We start from the raw sequence: 16813 nt of genomic DNA on the forward strand, positions 1-16813 counted from the left end.
CGTGAATTTTTTTCATCTTCCCTGACTTTTCCTCACCATCAACGATGATTTTTCAGTTGACGTCATCGTGCTTTTCCGTCATTTTTACATCTGGACGTCTAAACGGATAGATGTTCACAACACAACATATAATGACAAGCGATTGATGAGGTAAGGTATGAGCTTTTTTCACGCCAACCAGCGGGAAGCCCTGAATCAGAGCCTGGCGGAAGTCCAGGGTCAGATTAACGTTTCGTTCGAGTTTTTCCCGCCGCGCACCAGTGAAATGGAGCAAACCCTGTGGAATTCCATCGATCGCCTGAGCAGCCTGAAGCCGAAGTTTGTTTCGGTAACCTACGGCGCCAACTCTGGCGAACGCGACCGCACGCACAGCATTATCAAAGGGATTAAAGATCGCACCGGTCTGGAAGCCGCACCGCACCTGACCTGTATTGATGCGACCCGCGATGAACTGCGTACTATTGCACAGGACTACTGGAACAACGGAATCCGCCACATCGTTGCGCTGCGCGGCGATTTGCCGGCAGGCAGCGGTAAGCCCGATATGTATGCTGCCGACCTGGTGAGCCTGCTGAAAGAGGTGGCCGACTTTGATATCTCCGTCGCCGCTTACCCGGAAGTGCATCCGGAAGCGAAAAGCGCGCAGGCGGATCTGCTCAACCTGAAACGTAAAGTGGATGCCGGGGCGAACCGCGCCATTACCCAATTTTTCTTTGACGTCGAAAGCTACCTGCGTTTTCGTGACCGCTGCGTCTCTGCGGGTATCGACGTGGAAATCATTCCTGGCATTCTGCCGGTCTCGAACTTTAAGCAGGCGAAGAAGTTTGCCGATATGACCAATGTGCGCATTCCGGCGTGGATGTCACAAATGTTTAATGGCCTCGATGACGATGCGGAAACCCGTAAGCTGGTGGGAGCAAATATCGCCATGGACATGGTGAAAATTTTAAGCCGGGAAGGCGTAAAAGACTTTCATTTCTATACACTTAACCGCGCTGAAATGAGTTATGCCATTTGCCACACCCTGGGTGTCAGACCCGGTATCTAAATGCCTCGGCCCTCCCCGGAGGGCTTTATTACACCTCATTTTGATCTACATCTCTGTAACTAAAAATATAAAAGGTATCGGCTATCGAATCTGTGGATTTTTTCGACTATATCTTATCTCTGTAGGTGTATATCGTAATGTAAACACTGTAAAGGGAGCATATAGATGAGCACGCCAGACGATATCCATAACCCGACGTCCGCCGGAAAATGTCCTTTTCATCAGGGCGGCCATGACCAGAGCGCTGGAGCAGGAACAACCAGCCGTGACTGGTGGCCTAACCAGCTCCGCGTCGACTTGTTAAACCAACATTCCAATCGCTCAAACCCGCTGGGTGAAGATTTCGATTACCGCAAAGAATTCAGCAAATTAGATTATTCCGCGCTGAAAGGCGATCTCAGAGCGCTTCTCACCGAATCTCAACCGTGGTGGCCTGCTGACTGGGGAACGTATGCCGGTCTGTTTATCCGCATGGCCTGGCACGGGGCTGGTACCTATCGTTCCGTTGACGGACGCGGCGGCGCAGGTCGCGGACAGCAGCGTTTTGCTCCCCTGAACTCCTGGCCGGATAACGTGAGTCTGGACAAGGCGCGTCGTCTGCTGTGGCCAATCAAGCAAAAATACGGACAAAAAATTTCCTGGGCCGACCTGTTTATTCTGGCGGGTAACGTTGCGCTGGAAAACTCCGGCTTCCGTACCTTTGGTTTCGGTGCGGGTCGTGAGGACGTCTGGGAACCGGATCTGGATGTAAACTGGGGCGATGAGAAAACGTGGCTTGCCCACCGTGACCCGGAAGAACTGGCTAAACGTCCTTTAGCCGCCACCGAGATGGGGCTGATCTATGTTAACCCGGAAGGTCCTAACGCCAGCGGTGAACCGCTTTCGGCGGCTTCAGCGATTCGTGCAACCTTTGGCAACATGGGGATGAACGACGAAGAGACCGTTGCGTTGATTGCCGGCGGTCATACATTAGGGAAAACCCACGGCGCAGGCCCGGCGACGCACGTCGGCCCGGACCCGGAAGTGGCACCGATCGAAAACCAGGGTTTAGGCTGGAAAAGTGATTTTGGTAGCGGTGTGGGCGCGGATGCGATTACATCCGGACTGGAAGTGGTCTGGACGCAAACCCCAACCCAGTGGAGCAACTACTTCTTCGAGAACCTGTTCAAATATGAGTGGGTACAGACGCGCAGTCCGGCTGGCGCCATCCAGTTTGAAGCAGTCGATGCGCCAGAAATCATTCCTGATCCATTCGACCCGTCGAAAAAACGTAAGCCGACGATGCTGGTCACCGACCTGACGCTGCGTTTTGATCCGGAATTCGAAAAAATTTCCCGCCGTTTCCTGAACGATCCGCAGGCGTTTAACGAAGCCTTCGCCCGTGCGTGGTTCAAACTGACCCACCGTGATATGGGGCCGAAAGCGCGTTACATCGGTCCGGAAGTGCCAAAAGAAGATCTGATTTGGCAGGACCCGCTGCCGCAACCCACCTTCAATCCAACGGAAGAAGATATCCTGAGCCTGAAGTCTGCCATCGCGGATTCCGGTCTCTCTGTCGGTGAACTGGTGTCCGTTGCGTGGGCGTCTGCGTCGACCTTCCGCGGGGGGGATAAACGTGGCGGGGCGAACGGTGCGCGTCTGGCATTAGCGCCGCAGCGCGGCTGGGATGTCAATGCGATTGCTACGCGTGCGCTGCCGGTTCTGGAGAAAATCCAGCGTGATTCCGCTAAAGCGTCGCTGGCCGATATCATTGTTCTTGCCGGTGTCGTGGGGGTTGAAAAAGCCGCCAGCGCTGCAGGTGTCAGCATTCATGTGCCGTTTACGCCTGGTCGTGTGGATGCGCGTCAGGATCAGACAGATATTGAGATGTTTGAGCTCCTCAAACCGATCGCCGATGGGTTCCGTAACTATCGCGGTGAACCTGGCGTGGCAACAACAGAGTCTCTGCTGATCGATAAAGCGCAGCAGTTGACTCTGACCGCACCAGAAATGACCGTGCTGGTGGGTGGTCTGCGCGTGCTTGGCGCGAACTACGACGGCAGTAAACATGGTGTCTTTACCGATCGTCCGGGTGTACTCAGCAATGACTTCTTCGTCAACCTGCTGGATATGCGTCACGAATGGAAACCGGTTGATGAGTCAAACGAACAGTTTGAAGGTCGCGATCGTCAGACAGGTGAAGTGAAATACACCGCTTCTCGTGCGGACCTGGTTTTTGGCTCTCATGCGGTGCTGCGTGCTCTGGCGGAAGTGTATGCCGGTAGCGATGCGCACGTGAAGTTCGTGAAGGACTTTGTTGCGGCATGGGTGAAAGTGATGAACCTGGACCGTTTCGACCTGCAGTAAGCCCACCCCTGATGTAATCTGACCCCACTTCAGCGACGGCTTGCAGTCGCTGAAGTGTATTTGTAGGGGTATAGTGTCCGCAGGAAACGTCAATCTACTGGATCTATCATGTCTGTCTCAGGAAAGGGCAATCCACTGGCAATCGGTGGTCTTATCTTGCTTACCCTTATCTGGAGCTATAGCTGGATTTTTATGAAGCAGGTCACGAGCTATATCGGCGCGTTCGACTTCACTGCATTACGCTGTATCTTCGGAGCCTTAATATTATTCCTCGTCCTCCTTTTGCGCGGCCGTGGCCTGCGCCCGACGCCGTTTCGGTTTACGCTGGCGATTGCGCTGTTGCAGACCTGCGGGATGATTGGCTTCGGTCAGTGGGCGCTGGTCAGCGGCGGGGCGGGGAAAGTCGCTATCCTGACCTATACCATGCCGTTTTGGGTCGTTATTCTGGCGGCGCTGTTTCTGGGGGAGCGACTGCGACGCCTGCAATACGCCGCAATTGCCATTGCCGCAATAGGGTTACTGCTGGTGCTGCAACCGTGGCAACTGAATTTATCAACGTTGAAGAGCGCTCTGCTGGCGATTCTCTCCGGAGTCAGCTGGGGAGCGAGCGCCATTGTCGCTAAACGTCTTTATACCCGCCATCCACGCGTCGATTTGCTGTCGTTAACGGCCTGGCAGATGTTGTATGCCGCGCTGGTGATGAGTGCGGTGGCCTGGCTGGTGCCGCAGCGGGAAGTTGACTGGCAGCCGGTGGTCCTCTGGGCGCTGGGATATAGCGCGATTCTGGCGACGGCGCTGGCCTGGAGTTTGTGGCTGTTTGTCCTGAAGAATTTGCCTGCCAGTATCGCCAGCTTAAGCACCCTGGCGGTGCCGGTCTGTAGCGTGCTGTTTTCCTGGTGGCTGCTTGGTGAAAACCCCGGTCCCGTTGAGGGTGGGGGAATTGTGCTGATCGTTATGGCGCTGGCAATTGTCAGCCGGAAAAAGCGTGAGGTGCAGGTGGTCGAACAGGCCTGATGAGATAAGAAACACTCCCGGCGAGGCCGGGAGTGTAGAGCGTGTTATTCCCACTCTTGCAGATAGCGCTGACCGTACTGGTCGGCAACCAACAGTGCGGCATAAACCTGATCCGGCGTTGCGCCGCCAGGCATGTTGTGAATGGTTTCGCCTTCCGCGCAGGAGGCTTCTGCCACAATACGCATCTTCGCCGGGATATCCTGTTTGATATCCAGTTGCGCCAGCGTAATCGGCAGACCGACGGAATGGCACAGTGCGGCAACGGTCTCAATCTCTTCAACCGGCGCGTTTTCCAGAATCAACTGCGTCAGCGTACCGAAGGCCACTTTTTCACCGTGATAATAGTGATGCGCATCCGGGATCGCCGTCAGACCGTTGTGAACCGCGTGCGCGGCAGCCAGACCGCCGCTTTCAAAGCCGACGCCGCTCAGATAGGTGTTGGCCTCAATCACGCGCTCAAGCGCCGGGGTCACGACATGCTGCTCGGCGGCGAGCATTGCTTTTTCACCCTCTTCGAGCAGCGTGTTGTAGCACAGTTCAGCCAGCGCCAGCGCCGCCTGAGTGCATTTGCCGCCCGCCATGGTGATCGCGCCGCTGCGTGAACACGCGCGTGCTTCAAACCACGTGGCCAGCGCATCACCAATCCCTGCGGCTAACAGACGCGCCGGGGCGCCGGCAACGATTTTGGTGTCGACGATAACCATATGCGGGTTGTGCGGTAGCAGCAGATAACGGTCAAATTCACCAGCATCGGTGTAGATAACGGAAAGTGCGCTGCAGGGCGCATCGGTTGAGGCGATGGTCGGGGCGATCGCCACAGGCAGGTTCATAAAGTGGGCAAGGGCTTTGGCGGTATCCAGCGTTTTACCGCCGCCGATGCCGAGCACCGCGCCACACTGCGCATTTTCCGCCACGCTGCGCAAACGGTCGATCTCGTTTTGCGAGCATTCACCGCCAAACGGCGCGACTTCCAGCGCCAGTCCTGCGTTTTTAAAGCTTTTTTCCAGTTCGCCCTGAGCGAAACCGAGAACAAATTTGTCGCCAACAACCAGCCAACGTTCAGCCAACGGCTTGAGGTATTCGCCAAGACGAGTGATGACATCTGCACCCTGGATGTACTTACCAGGGGATTGAATAATGCGATCCATACCTTATTTCCCTCACAGGTTGATGTTACCGAATGCGTTTTTCCAGTCTTGCTCAAACTTCTCAACAGCTGACTCTACCGCAGGGGTATCGAGCATTTGTTGCGCTACATCTAAAGGAAGGGTGATTGCTTCACAGCCCACCAGCAGACAGTCCAGCGCCTGGCGCGGGGTCTTGAAACTGGCGGCCAGCACTTTGCTTTTCGGGGCATGACGTTCCAGTAGCGTCTGTAATTCCTGAACGGTGCGAATACCGTCTCCGCCCTGGGCATCTACGCGGTTGACGTAAGGCGCGACATATTTTGCCCCCGCCAGCGCGGCAAGTAGTCCCTGAGAGGCGCTGTACACGGCGGTTCCCAGGGTGACTATGCCCTCTTTTTTCAACTGCTTGATGGCGACCAGTCCTTCAGAGGTTACCGGGATTTTCACCACAATTCCCGGAACGGCATTGTTCAGACGTTTAGCTTCGTTCACCATTCCCTGCGCATCGCGACTCATGGTCTGGGCAAACAGAACGCCGTTTTCGCCAATCACCTTTTGCAGACGCGGCAGAACATCCCAGATGGATTCTTTGCTTGCCGCGATAATACTCGGGTTGGTCGTCACCCCGGCGATAGGGAAAATGCGGGCCAGACGTTCGACTTCCGCCACATTGGCGCTATCCAGATACAGTTCCATTTTGCTTCCTCTTAAAGTTCAAGCTCATGTTGCAGCAGGCTGGCAATCGCGTCGGCAGACGCGGCATTCACCAGTGCATTGCGAAATTCTTCGTGCATAATGCGACGGGCCAGGCGTGAGAAAATACGCATGTGCTGGTCCCCCGCCGCGTGTTTGTTGAGCGTTAGCATGATGATGAACTGCGCCTCGTCATCTCCCCAGCGGACAGGCGCTTTCAGGCGTGCCACGCTGATAGTGGACTGCTCAATGTGTTCAGATTTGCTGTGCGGAATGGCGAAGCTGAAGCCCAGCCCGGTAGAGAAAACTGCCTCACGAGCCCACAGATCGGCTTCCAGTTTGCGGGGGTAGCGGCAGCGGCTGGCGAGCAGCAGGTTGTCGGTCATCCCTTTGATCACCTCTTCTTTGCTGCGCCAGTCACTGTCGAGGGTGATGCACTGGGCGGTGACCAGTGGGGCATCCTGCTGTGACATGCGGAACTGCGCCAGCAGATGCTCCACTTCCAGCGACGTGCGACAGGCCATCGCCTGATTCAGCAATTGGCGGCAGGCGCGACTGTCGAGCTGCGCCATTCGCGCTTTAGCGGCAGGAATGGCGGGGGCGCTCATGCTGATTTCATCCAGCCCCAACCCGACCAGCAATGGCAGAACGGAACCTTTTGCCCCGAGCTCGCCACACAGGCCGATCCATTTCCCCTGACGGTGCACCGCCTGCACCGCGAAATCCAGCGCGCGCAGAAAGGCCGGGTTCAGGCTGTTGTAGTGGCGGGTCACTTTGGCGTTATCGCGGTCAACGGCCAACAGGTATTGCGTCAGGTCATTGCTGCCAATACTAAAAAAATCAATCTCTTCACAGCACTGGTCGATGATGAACATCACTGACGGGACTTCCAGCATAATGCCGAGCGGGATCTTCTCATCAAATGGGATCTGTTCATTGCGAAGCTGCTGTTTGGCTTCCGCCAGTTTCTCTTTCACCCACAGGATCTCTTCCATTGAGGAGATCATCGGGATCATAATTTTCAGGCTTCCGTGCGCCGATGCGCGCAGGATCGACCGGAGCTGAGTGGTAAACAGCGCGGCGTACTCTTCATAGATACGCACGGCGCGATAGCCGAGGAACGGGTTGGCTTCAGCAGGAATATTCAGATAATCAACGGGCTTATCGCCGCCGATATCCATCGTACGCACAATAATGCTGCGCCCCTGTGCGGATTCCAGCGCCTGGCAAAAAATGTTGTACAGCTCGTTCTCGTCCGGAGCGCTGAGCCGATCCATATACAGCATTTCGGTGCGGAACAGGCCAACCGCCTCCGCGCCGTTGCCAAATGCCGCCTGCGCTTCCACGGAGTGAGCAATGTTGGCGGCAACTTCCATACGAATGCCGTCGGCCGTGCGCGCTTCCTGGGTCAGCCAGACGCGCTGTTGCTCGCGCAGCGCCTCGTGTACACGGGCTTCCTGCTGATAGTAGCGGCTGACCGGTTCATCAGGCGCGACCACCACCGCTCCTGCATTGCCATCGATATAAACTTCTTGCTGCAGCCACGGGGTTAAAGCGTCAATCGCGACACCGATCAGAGTGGGGATGTTGAATGAACGAGCAAGAATCACCGTGTGCGAAGTGGTGCCGCCGCTTTTCAACAGCAGTCCTTTGAGGAACGTTTTGTCCAGTTCCAGGAACTGGCTGGGCGTCAACTCATCCGCCATACAGATGGTGGGTTGGGTCAGCTTTCCCGGTGCCGGAAAGCGCTTTTCGCCGTAGATGTGTTGCAGCAACTGGAAACAGACGTCGCGAACGTCCAGCGCGCGTTCCTGCAAATAGCGACTGCTGGAATGGGCAAACTCATCGCAGAAATGGTTGGCGCTGTCGACAATCGCCTGCGCGCAGCTTAAGCCGCGAGAAACGCCTGCCAGCAAATGCTGACGTAAGGAGGTATCGCCCGCCAGCGAACGGTGGGCTTCCAGAATCGCACTGGTGGCGCCGTCGCTGTCGAGCAAACGAAACGCAATGTTTTTTACCAGCAGTGTTAAGCCGCGATCCAGCGCCGACTGCTCGCTTTCCACATCGCCTGCCACAGGGAGTTCGCCGAGCGCGTTGAGATCCAGCGAAGAGAGAAGCGTCAGGATACCGCCCGCGCTACCACTGCAAACGCTACGGGCGCGGAAAAGCTGCGGGTTCAGGTGAGTCAGTGAAGCCGGTAGTGGTTCTAATTCGCTGTTACTGGCTTCTGCCAGCGGGGCATCGCAGTGGGGGAACTCGTCGCGCAGCCACAGGCTCAGGCGCTGATGGGCATCGGATTCATCTGCTCCTGTAATGAGCAACTGGCAGGGGTCGCCAGCCAGCGTATCCGTGCCAATCAACGCCAGTGCGCTCTTGGCGTTGCCCTTACGATCGGTTCGCAGGTTGTGCCACTCAATGTGTGAAGTAAAGGTGTTACACAGGGTCTCAACATGGCTTGCCGGGCGCGCATGGACGCCATTGGGCAGCTCACAGGTAAATTCCACAATCAGGGCCATTGCCTTTCTCCCATAACGGTTTTCTGTCTACAGCATAAAAGGCCTTGCTTGTTCGCTGCCATGTGACAATTCTGCCAAAAACTGGACAAATGTAATGTAAGGCGAAAAGTGGGAGACAGTTCACAAGTCCTCCCGGTATCCGTGAATTCTCTTATCCTTCAACTTATGAAGCGGATCGCATTTTTGTACTGATATTACAAAAATCCAGTAAATGGCCTTTTTATCCACTGTCTGCGACCTTGCGGATTGCCTATTGTTTGCCACAACAACGTTATGGATATGGGCAAACACCTGCCCGGGAGCGACTTATGAATGAGTTGGTACACATCCTGAAAAATACCCGTCAGCATCTGATGACGGGGGTGTCGCATATGATCCCCTTTGTGGTTGCGGGCGGCATCTTACTGGCAGTCTCCGTCATGCTGTATGGGAAAGGGGCGGTGCCTGATGCCGCGACCGATCCGAATCTCAAAAAGCTGTTTGATATCGGCGTGGCCGGGCTGACCCTGATGGTGCCTTTCCTTGCGGCGTACATTGGTTATTCCATTGCGGAACGCTCCGCGCTGGCACCATGCGCGATTGGTGCCTGGGTAGGCAACAGCTTCGGCGCCGGGTTCTTCGGGGCGCTGATTGCCGGGATTATCGGCGGCATTGTGGTGTATTACCTGAAAAAAATTCCGGTCCATAAGGTATTGCGTTCTGTCATGCCCATCTTCGTGATTCCTGTCATCGGGACCTTTATTACGGCGGGCATCATGATGTGGGGACTGGGCGAACCCGTTGGCGCGCTGACCGCCAGTCTGACCCAGTGGCTGCAAGGCATGCAGCAGGGCAGCATCGTGGTGTTGGCGGTGATTATGGGGCTGATGCTGGCCTTTGACATGGGCGGCCCGATCAACAAAGTGGCCTACGCCTTCATGCTGATTTGTGTAGCGCAGGGGGTTTACACCGTGGTGGCCATTGCGGCGGTCGGGATCTGCGTGCCGCCGCTGGGCTTAGGACTGGCGACGCTGGTGGGGCGTAAAAATTTCTCTTCTGAAGAGCGCGAAGCCGGTAAAGCGGCGCTGGTGATGGGGTGTGTGGGCGTTACCGAAGGGGCGATTCCTTTCGCTGCCGCTGACCCGCTGCGCGTCATTCCTTCCATCATGCTGGGTTCGGCCTGTGGTGCGGCCACGGCGGCATTGTTCGGCGCTCAGTGTTACGCAGGCTGGGGTGGACTGATTGTTCTGCCGGTGGTGGAAGGGAAACTAGGTTATGTCGCCGCGGTGGCGGTAGGTGCGGTGGTGACGGCTATCTGTGTGAACGTGCTGAAAAGCCTGGCGCGCAAGAATGTCTCTCAGACCGACGAGAAAGAAGACGATCTGGATTTAGATTTTGAAATTAATTAAGTGAGGAGTGGCGTCATGACGAAAATTATTGCAGTAACCGCATGTCCTTCAGGTGTTGCACATACCTATATGGCCGCTGAAGCGCTGGAAAGTGCAGCCAAAGCGAAAGGCTGGGAAGTGAAAGTGGAGACGCAGGGCTCCATTGGTCTGGAAAATGAACTGACACCCGCTGATGTGGCACAGGCTAATATCGTCATTCTGACCAAGGATATCGGGATTAAATTTGAGGAGCGTTTTGTTGGTAAGACTATCGTCCGTGTCAACATCAGCGATGCGGTAAAACGCGCCGACGCGATTATGAACAAGATTGGCGCGCATCTGGCGCAAACCGCATAAGTTTTTTGTGTTCCGGATGGCGGCGCTGCCTTATCCGGCCTACGAATTTGTAGGCCTGATAAGCGTAGCGCCATCAGGCATTCATGCCCACAGGAGTTCCTCATGACCCACCGCATCCACCGCTTAAAAGCGGCACTCTTTCAGAACAGCAGGGAAATTTCGCTTGAGCGTGCAATGCTGTATACCGCCAGTCATCAACAGACGGAAGGGGAGCCGGTCATTTTACGTCGGGCTAAGGCGACCGCATATATCCTCGAGCATGTCGAGATTTCGATTCGTGATGAGGAACTGATTGCCGGCAACCGTACCGTTAAACCGCGTGCGGGCATCATGTCGCCGGAGATGGACCCGTACTGGCTGCTCAACGAGTTGGATCAGTTCCCGACTCGTCCCCAGGACCGTTTCGACATCAGCGAAGACGATAAACGCCTCTATCGTGATGTGCTGTTCCCTTACTGGGAAAAACGGTCGATGAAGGATTTCATCAACGGTCAGATGACGGATGAGGTTAAGGCCGCCGTCAGTACCCAGATTTTTAGCATCAACCAGACGGATAAGGGACAGGGGCATATCATCATTGATTATCCGCGCCTGCTGAATCATGGGCTGGGTGAACTGGTGATGGAGATGCGCGCGCACTGCGAGCAGGCGCCGCATAACGCCTTTTATCAGGCGGCACTGCTGCTGCTGGAAGCGTCGCAGCGCCACATTCTGCGTTATGCCGTACTGGCGGAAGAGATGGCTGAACGCTGCCCTGACGTCACTCGTCGCCAGGAGTTGCTGACTATCGCTGCCAACTCGCGGCATAACGTGCAGCATAAGCCGCACACCTTCTGGCAGGCGTGCCAGTTGTTCTGGTACATGAACATCATTTTGCAGTACGAGTCCAACGCCAGTTCGCTGTCGCTGGGGCGTTTCGATCAGTACATGCTGCCGTTTTATCAGGCGTCGCTGGCGCAGGGAGATGATCCCGCATTCCTGAAAGAACTGCTGGAATCGCTGTGGGTGAAATGCAACGACATTGTGCTCCTGCGTTCGACCAGCAGCGCACGTTATTTCGCTGGCTTCCCGACCGGCTATACCGCGCTACTTGGTGGCCTGACGGAGAATGGCCGCAGTGCGGTAAACGTGCTTTCATTCCTCTGTCTCGATGCCTATCAGAGTGTGCAGTTACCCCAGCCGAATCTGGGCGTTCGCATCAACGCGCTGATTGATACGCCGTTTCTGATGAAGACCGCCGAGACTATCCGTCTGGGTACCGGTATTCCACAGATCTTTAATGATGAAGTGGTGATCCCGGCATTCCTCAACCGGGGCGTCTCGCTGGAAGATGCGCGTGATTACGCCGTGGTAGGGTGCGTGGAGTTGTCGATTCCGGGCAGAACCTATGGTCTGCATGATATCGCTATGTTCAATCTGTTGAAGGTCATGGAAATTAGCCTGTACGAGAATGAAGGTAATGGTGAGCTGACCTGGGACGGTCTGCTGGCACATATTCGCGCCAAAATCAGCCACTACATCACGCTGATGGTTGAAGGCAGTAATATTTGCGACATCGGTCATCGCGACTGGGCGCCAGTGCCGTTGCTCTCCTCGTTTATCAGTGATTGTCTGGAGAAGGGATGTGACATCACCGACGGCGGCGCGCGCTATAATTTCTCGGGTGTGCAGGGTATTGGCATCGCCAACCTCAGCGATTCTCTGCATGCGCTGAATGGACTGGTGTTTGAGCAGCAGCGCCTCCGTTTTGACGAACTTCTTGCGGTGTTAAAGGCTAACTTTGCCACGCCGGAAGGGGAAAAGATCCGCGCCAGGTTGATCAACCGCTTCCATAAATACGGTAATGACATTGATGAGGTGGACAACATCAGCGCCGAACTGCTGCGTTATTACTGCAAAGAGGTGGAGAAGTATCAGAATCCGCGTGGCGGGCAGTTTACGCCGGGTTCTTATACCGTGTCCGCACACGTGCCGTTGGGCGCGGTGGTGGGGGCGACGCCGGACGGGCGGTTTTCCGGAGAGCAACTGGCGGATGGCGGCCTTTCGCCGATGCTTGGACAGGATATGCAGGGACCGACGGCGGTGCTGAAATCGGTCAGTAAGCTGGATAACACGCTGTTGTCCAACGGGACGTTGCTGAACGTGAAGTTCACGCCCGCCACGCTGGAAGGAGAGGCAGGATTACGCAAACTGTGCGATTTCTTGCGCGCCTTTACCCAGCTCAAATTGCAGCATATTCAGTTTAACGTGGTGAATGCCGAAACGCTGCGGGAAGCGCAGCTGCGACCCCAGGATTTCGCCGGGCTGGTGGTACGTGTGGCAGGGTATAGCGCCTTCTTTGTCGAGCTGTCGAAGGAGATTCAGGATGACATCATTCGCCGCACCGCGCATCAGTTGTGTGGTTGTGGAGTCGTGCGACGAGGAGGTCGCACGCATCTTCAATATTCAACGGTATTCGCTGAATGACGGTCAGGGGATCCGCACGGTGGTCTTTTTTAAAGGCTGCCCGCACACCTGCCCGTGGTGCGCCAATCCGGAATCGATCTCGCCACGAATTGAAACGGTGCGACGGGAAAGCAAATGCCTGCACTGTACGCCGTGTCTGCGTGATGCCGACGAGTGTCCTTCCGGGGTGTTTGAGTGTATTGGCCGTGATGTCACCCTGGATGAGCTGGAACGCGAGGTGATGAAAGATGACGTTTTCTTTCGCACTTCTGGCGGCGGGGTGACGCTGTCGGGCGGAGAGGTGTTGATGCAGGCGGCTTTCGCTACGCGATTCTTACAGCGTCTGCGGCGCTGGGGTGTGCATTGTGCAATTGAAACGGCAGGCGATGCCCCCGCCCGTCGGCTGCTTCCGCTGGCGAAAGCGTGTGATGAAGTGCTGTTCGATTTAAAGATCATGGAGCCTGAACGGGCCCGTGAGATTGTGGCGATGAATATGCCACGCGTCGTGGCTAATTTGCGGATGCTGGTGGCGGAGGGCGTTAACGTGATCCCCCGTTTGCCGCTGATCCCCGGTTACACGCTCACACATGAGAATATGCAGCGCGCGCTGACGTTGCTGTTATCGCTTGGTATAAAGCAATTGCACCTGCTACCGTTTCATCTCTATGGAGAACCGAAATATCGGTTGCTCGGGCAGCAGTGGGGGATGAAGGACGTCCCTGCGCCAACGGAACAGATTATTGCCCAAATGCGTGAGATGGCGGAGAACGCGGGCTTTCAGGTCACAACAGGAGGGTAATATGTCCGTGTCAACAGGACGATTTCTGGTCGCGGTGACGGCCTGCGTAAGCGGTGTGGCCCATACCTACATGGCGGCTGAACGGCTGGAGAAGTTATGCCAGCAGGAAAAATGGACCATTAAGATTGAAACGCAGGGGGCGCTTGGTACGGAAAATCGCTTAACCGAAGAGGATATCCGTCGGGCGGATGCCGTGCTGCTGATTACCGATATCGAACTGGCGGGAGCGGAACGTTTCACTCAATGCCGTTATGTCCAGTCCGGCATTAACGCCTTTCTGCGCGAACCGCAGCGTGTCATGAGCGCGGTGCGTAAGTTGCTTTCCGCTCCGCAATATACCCATCTTATTCTGGACTGACCTGCTTTTCCGTTAGCTGGCTGTGATACTGACGACGATATTCTGACGGCGAGCGTTCGGTGTTTTTACGAAACAGGCGGCAAAAGTAGTTACTGTCCACAAATCCGCAGGTGTGCGCGACTTCTTTCACTTTTAAGTCGTAGCCTTTCAACAAGGTCTTTGCGTGTTCCAGTCGCGTATGGTTCAGGTATTCGTTAAAGCCAACCGCCCCCGTTTTTTGAAACAGATGCGAGAGATAGTTCGGCGAAATATAGAACGCCTGCGCCACCGATTCCCGGGTGAGCGGTGAGGCGTAGCGCTCGTCAATGTAGTCGCGGATAGCCTCAAACAGCGCCTGGCTGCGCGAGGCAGTCTGGATCTGGCTGCCAAGCAGGTCGCGACAGTGGCTGAGCAGACTGGCGACAATCAACCGCGCCGTTTGCTGCTCCTGCGGCTGCATTTGCATTTCATTGAGCGTCTGCAACAGAAAGGAACCGATACGCGGGCCACGGCGCGCCACGTGCTGTTTGACCAGATTCTGGTATGTTTCCCCGTCCCATTGCACCACGCTGAATCCGAGCTGTTGTTTGCCGAACAGGATACTGAGCGTAATGACCGGCACCTGCCACTGCGGAAGATTCCAGCCACCTGCTGGCACATAGAGCACATCGTATGGGGTGAGCGTGTCGGTGAGGCTGGCGTCGGTCAGTTCACCTTCCAGCACGATTTCCAGACGGGGAAAATCGACCTGATACGCCAGCGCCGGGATGGGGGTAAGCGTACTGGCAAAGAAAATCTGGCGCAGCGGCGCGGGGCCATGAATCAGGCGGGATAGAAGATGGCTGACGTCTTGATACATGATGATCCCTTGCGTTGCACAGACAAGGAAACAGTAACCGCCAGGGTGAAAAAAGGCCACCCTAAAAAGCGTGGCCTGCTGAATGACTTACTGATTTCCGACCTGATCGCCATACGGCAGAGTGTCGTAATCAATCAGCGCATTTTTCTTGTACGGGTTACCAATCCAGCGCGTGGTTTCTTTGAACTGCGGGCTGGTGATGGAGCGCGTCGGATCGAAACCGTCGTAGGTCAGCCCGGCTAAGTCGGACCAGGTGTGGATCAGTTCCGAACTGCTGTACTTACGATTCACATCTTGTGATAAATCACGCGGATGCGCGGCCTGCCATTTGTCGGACGTCCACAACAGGAACGGCACGGTATACATGTGACGCGTCGGGTTGTCCTCGTTACGACCCTGCGTTTTATGCGGCGGGGTGTCATACACCTCTTCGCCATGGTCGGAGAAATAGAGCAGGAAGCCGTTCGGATCGGTCGCTTTATAATCCTTAATCAGGCTCGCGACGACTTTGTCGTTATACAGGTTGGCGTTGTCGTAATCGTTATACGATTCCAGCTCTTCTGCGCTCAGGCCTGGCGGAACATGATCGGTACTGCCGTCGAACTTGCCCTGGTCTTCCGGGTAACGGAATTTGTACTTAATGTGCGTGCCCAGCAAATGCACGATGATGAACTTTTTCGGTGCCGGATCAGCCATGATTTTCTTAAATGGCGTCAGCACGTTAGTGTCATATTCGCGCGCGCTTTGCGTACGCTGCTGGTTCATATAGAACTGCTCATCGGTCTGCTTAGAGAAAACCGTCAGCATGGTGTTACGGGCGGTCATCGTCTGCTGGTTTGTGATCCAGTAGGTCTTATACCCCGCCTGTTTCATCATGTTCATCAGCGACGGTTTCGTCAGATACAGGTCCGGGTTCTTCTCGTTCGCGAAGGTCAGCGCCTGTTGCAAGATTTCGATCGTGTAAGGGCGTGAGGTCACGACGTTGTTAAACACGGTCAGATTCGGATCCGACTGATGCAATGCGTCCAGTTCCGGCGTGGTTTCACGCGGATAACCGTACAGACTCATGCGGCCACGTTGGGTGGATTCGCCAATCACCAGCACCAGCGTGCGCGGCGCGTCGCCGGAATTGTCTTTAAAATTGCTCAGCGGAGGCAGAGCGTGGTTCTGACTTAACAGGTTGTTAAGTGAGGTCAACTGGCGCTGATACTGGTAGTAACCAATGACAAACTGCCATGGTGCCGCCGGTTCCATACGTGAGGAGAGGCCGCTTAGCGTTTTTTCATACGGCGAGTTGCCAAACGCAGAACGAACCACAAACGGGTTCAGGATCAGCCCATACAGCAGCGCAAAAGAGACGAGCCAACGCCAGCGTCCGGGAATATAGACGGGGCGCAGTCGTGTCCAGAGAAATACGGCGACGACGGTATAGGCCAGCGCAATGGCGATAATCTTCAGGCTGAAGTATTGGCTCAGGTATTCGCTGGCTTCGTTGGCGTTAGTCTCAAACATCACGAACAAGACGCTTTGCGAAAACTCTTGCCCGTAGATGACGTAATAGCAGAGCGTGGCCAGCGACGTCGCCCATAACACGATCCCCACCACCGCAGCAATAATGCGGGTCCGACTCGGGAACAGGAAAATTGGGATTAGCCAAAGGGAGCTGTAAAGCAACGAGTCACGCAGTCCGTTGGTACCGCTGAAACCCGTAATTAAAATAATGGCCTGTAATAAAGAGGAGAAAAACCAAAAATAGAGAAGCGCCCAGCCAAGGGCTTTCCAGCTAAATGATGGCGTAGACTGGAGGGTTGTGGATTGCATATTGTCAGCCTGTCTTTAAACGTGGTGCCAAACGTAGCGACTAAACCTTAAGAGAATCTGAAGCACCGGTGCAAAGGCACACGT

Annotated in this window: 12 protein-coding genes and 1 pseudogene; 8 read left to right on the plus strand and 5 right to left on the minus strand. The window is 55.4% G+C overall.

The features are described from left to right. The first annotated feature begins 157 nt into the window (after window positions 1-157). From metF to C2U53_RS11035, 3 genes are all read left to right on the plus strand, one after another. Window positions 158-1048 carry a methylenetetrahydrofolate reductase gene (gene metF, locus C2U53_RS11025; RefSeq protein ID WP_042998936.1) on the plus strand — a complete coding sequence of 297 codons (891 nt, stop codon included), beginning with the start codon at window positions 158-160 and terminating at the stop codon, window positions 1046-1048. A 165-nt stretch (window positions 1049-1213) separates the two neighbouring features. Next, on the plus strand, window positions 1214-3394 hold the full coding sequence (katG, locus tag C2U53_RS11030; RefSeq protein WP_042998937.1) for a catalase/peroxidase HPI: 2181 nt from the start codon (window positions 1214-1216) through the stop codon (window positions 3392-3394). Between the two features lie 108 nt (window positions 3395-3502). Beyond that, complete coding sequence (locus C2U53_RS11035) at window positions 3503-4408, plus strand: DMT family transporter (protein ID WP_044265212.1); 906 nt, start codon at window positions 3503-3505, stop codon at window positions 4406-4408. 44 nt (window positions 4409-4452) lie between these two features. Here C2U53_RS11035 and C2U53_RS11040 read toward each other — a convergent pair whose 3' ends face one another. Genes C2U53_RS11040 through ptsP form a run of 3 tightly spaced genes read right to left on the minus strand, consistent with a single transcriptional unit; the run spans window position 4453 to window position 8744 of the window. Further along, entirely contained in the window at window positions 4453-5556 is a 1104-nt protein-coding gene (locus tag C2U53_RS11040; RefSeq protein ID WP_061069494.1) for a glycerol dehydrogenase, read from the minus strand. A gap of 12 nt (window positions 5557-5568) precedes the next feature. Then, a complete protein-coding gene (gene fsa, locus C2U53_RS11045) occupies window positions 5569-6231 on the minus strand; it encodes a fructose-6-phosphate aldolase (RefSeq protein WP_042998940.1) in 663 nt (220 codons plus the stop codon). An 11-nt stretch (window positions 6232-6242) separates the two neighbouring features. After that, the gene (gene ptsP, locus C2U53_RS11050) at window positions 6243-8744 is read right to left on the minus strand and encodes a phosphoenolpyruvate--protein phosphotransferase (RefSeq protein WP_104445900.1); all 2502 of its coding nucleotides are present in this window, start codon (window positions 8742-8744) and stop codon (window positions 6243-6245) included. Window positions 8745-9052: 308 nt separating this feature from the next. Here ptsP and C2U53_RS11055 point away from each other — a divergent pair, with 308 nt between their 5' ends. The 5 genes and pseudogenes from C2U53_RS11055 to C2U53_RS11075 all read left to right on the plus strand — a co-directional run bounded on the left by C2U53_RS11055 (window position 9053) and on the right by C2U53_RS11075 (window position 14070). Further along, window positions 9053-10132: a PTS fructose transporter subunit EIIC gene (locus C2U53_RS11055; protein WP_104445901.1), complete on the plus strand. Its 1080-nt coding sequence runs from the start codon at window positions 9053-9055 to the stop codon at window positions 10130-10132. Between the two features lie 15 nt (window positions 10133-10147). After that, window positions 10148-10468 carry a PTS fructose-like transporter subunit IIB gene (locus C2U53_RS11060; protein WP_104445902.1) on the plus strand — a complete coding sequence of 107 codons (321 nt, stop codon included), beginning with the start codon at window positions 10148-10150 and terminating at the stop codon, window positions 10466-10468. Window positions 10469-10570: 102 nt separating this feature from the next. After that, window positions 10571-12865 (plus strand): annotated as a pseudogene (locus C2U53_RS11065) (formate C-acetyltransferase); the annotation flags it as partial. Beyond that, window positions 12834-13712: a [formate-C-acetyltransferase]-activating enzyme gene (locus tag C2U53_RS11070; protein ID WP_104445903.1), complete on the plus strand. Its 879-nt coding sequence runs from the start codon at window positions 12834-12836 to the stop codon at window positions 13710-13712. The pseudogene C2U53_RS11065 and the gene C2U53_RS11070, both read left to right, overlap by 32 nt. A gap of 1 nt (window position 13713) precedes the next feature. Next, complete coding sequence (locus tag C2U53_RS11075; protein ID WP_042998943.1) at window positions 13714-14070, plus strand: PTS fructose-like transporter subunit IIB; 357 nt, start codon at window positions 13714-13716, stop codon at window positions 14068-14070. Here the strand turns inward: C2U53_RS11075 and C2U53_RS11080 are convergent. Then, complete coding sequence (locus C2U53_RS11080) at window positions 14057-14908, minus strand: AraC family transcriptional regulator (protein WP_042998944.1); 852 nt, start codon at window positions 14906-14908, stop codon at window positions 14057-14059. The genes C2U53_RS11075 and C2U53_RS11080 overlap by 14 nt on opposite strands. An 87-nt stretch (window positions 14909-14995) precedes the next feature. Beyond that, entirely contained in the window at window positions 14996-16729 is a 1734-nt protein-coding gene (locus C2U53_RS11085; RefSeq protein WP_044257495.1) for a phosphoethanolamine transferase CptA, read from the minus strand. Between the last annotated feature and the right edge of the window lie 84 nt (window positions 16730-16813).

Origin of the sequence: Citrobacter sp. CFNIH10 (genome assembly GCF_002934585.1) — a bacterium.
GTDB classification, from domain to species: Bacteria; Pseudomonadota; Gammaproteobacteria; order Enterobacterales; family Enterobacteriaceae; genus Citrobacter_A; species Citrobacter_A amalonaticus.

Bases quoted from the DNA above. Each gene is read 5' to 3' on its own strand.
- C2U53_RS11070 (WP_104445903.1), top strand. From the start codon at position 12,834: ATGACATCATTCGCCGCACCGCGCATCAGTTGTGTGGTTGTGGAGTCG.
- C2U53_RS11075 (WP_042998943.1), top strand. From the start codon at position 13,714: ATGTCCGTGTCAACAGGACGATTTCTGGTCGCGGTGACGGCCTGCGTA.
- ptsP (WP_104445900.1), bottom strand. From the start codon at position 8,744: ATGGCCCTGATTGTGGAATTTACCTGTGAGCTGCCCAATGGCGTCCAT.
- C2U53_RS11080 (WP_042998944.1), bottom strand. From the start codon at position 14,908: ATGTATCAAGACGTCAGCCATCTTCTATCCCGCCTGATTCATGGCCCC.
- metF (WP_042998936.1), top strand. From the start codon at position 158: ATGAGCTTTTTTCACGCCAACCAGCGGGAAGCCCTGAATCAGAGCCTG.
- C2U53_RS11035 (WP_044265212.1), top strand. From the start codon at position 3,503: ATGTCTGTCTCAGGAAAGGGCAATCCACTGGCAATCGGTGGTCTTATC.
- fsa (WP_042998940.1), bottom strand. From the start codon at position 6,231: ATGGAACTGTATCTGGATAGCGCCAATGTGGCGGAAGTCGAACGTCTG.
- katG (WP_042998937.1), top strand. From the start codon at position 1,214: ATGAGCACGCCAGACGATATCCATAACCCGACGTCCGCCGGAAAATGT.
- C2U53_RS11040 (WP_061069494.1), bottom strand. From the start codon at position 5,556: ATGGATCGCATTATTCAATCCCCTGGTAAGTACATCCAGGGTGCAGAT.
- C2U53_RS11055 (WP_104445901.1), top strand. From the start codon at position 9,053: ATGAATGAGTTGGTACACATCCTGAAAAATACCCGTCAGCATCTGATG.
- C2U53_RS11060 (WP_104445902.1), top strand. From the start codon at position 10,148: ATGACGAAAATTATTGCAGTAACCGCATGTCCTTCAGGTGTTGCACAT.
- C2U53_RS11085 (WP_044257495.1), bottom strand. From the start codon at position 16,729: ATGCAATCCACAACCCTCCAGTCTACGCCATCATTTAGCTGGAAAGCC.